Here is an 818-nt window from a genome sequence, read left to right as displayed (position 1 = left end):
AGGCTGAACAGCGCCTCGTTATGGGTGACGTGCTTCTGCGCCTGGCTCGCCTCGATCAGCGGCAGGCCGAGATTGGCAGTGGTCATGATCAGTCCTCACAGCGCGAAGGTGGCGGTGGCGGCAAAACCCGGGCCCACGGTGGCGGACAACTGCGCGACGCGGAGCGTGAGCGAGGCTTGCGCCGCACCGAAATCGGCGCGCTCGTCGGCGGCCGCATACAGCGCCTGCGGCACGGCTGTTTGCATCGTCCGCACCACCGCGCCGCCGCTCCCGAGAATGTCGACCGCATAAGCTTCGCTGTCTTCGCCGAGCGGCACCTCGACGCCCCAGCCGTCGCCGTCGAGCCGGGTGCGACGGATCCAGCCGATGCGAACGCCATCGGCAGTTCGGCGTGCAGACAGATGCACCGGCGCCAGCGGCCGCAGCGCGGTCAGCCCCGGCGTCGCGGTCAGGTCGACCGCGCTGGCATCGTCATGGCTGCGCCCGCTTGCTACGACACGCAGGCGCAGGCTGCGGCCAAGCGCCGACAGCCCGCGCGCGATCGGCACCAGATGGGTGTCGAGCAGCACGAACCGCGCGCCGGCCGGCACCAGGTCGCGCATCGCGCTATCGCTGCCGAGCTGGCCGCGCAGCAGATGCGACAGCCGATAAATGTTGCCGTCGATCAGTTCGGCATTGGCGAATTGCAGGATCTCCCAGCCGCCGTCGAGGGTCTGCACCGCCGCAGCGTTGCCGCCGGCCAGCACCCGCAGCTCCGACAACGACGCCAGCGCGCCGCCAGCGATCTGGACGCGGAACTTACTCACGCGGTCCCACCG

Annotated in this window: 1 protein-coding gene and 1 pseudogene; both read right to left on the bottom strand. The window is 70.2% G+C overall.

All coding sequences use genetic code 11. The features are described from left to right. A pseudogene (locus tag DYI24_RS28700) lies at nucleotides 1–86 on the bottom strand (DUF2793 domain-containing protein); the annotation flags it as partial. Nucleotides 87–95: 9 nt separating this feature from the next. Then, on the bottom strand, nucleotides 96–818 hold a 723-nt coding region (locus DYI24_RS27290), incomplete at its 5' end, for a GTA baseplate fiber-binding domain-containing protein (protein ID WP_502706394.1).

The sequence above is a fragment of the Rhodopseudomonas sp. BR0C11 genome (assembly GCF_010820945.1).
Classification (GTDB): Bacteria; Pseudomonadota; Alphaproteobacteria; order Rhizobiales; family Xanthobacteraceae; genus Rhodopseudomonas; species Rhodopseudomonas palustris_H.
Note: the sequence above shows the minus strand (reverse complement) of the source record. Positions and strands in the feature narration are given on the sequence as shown.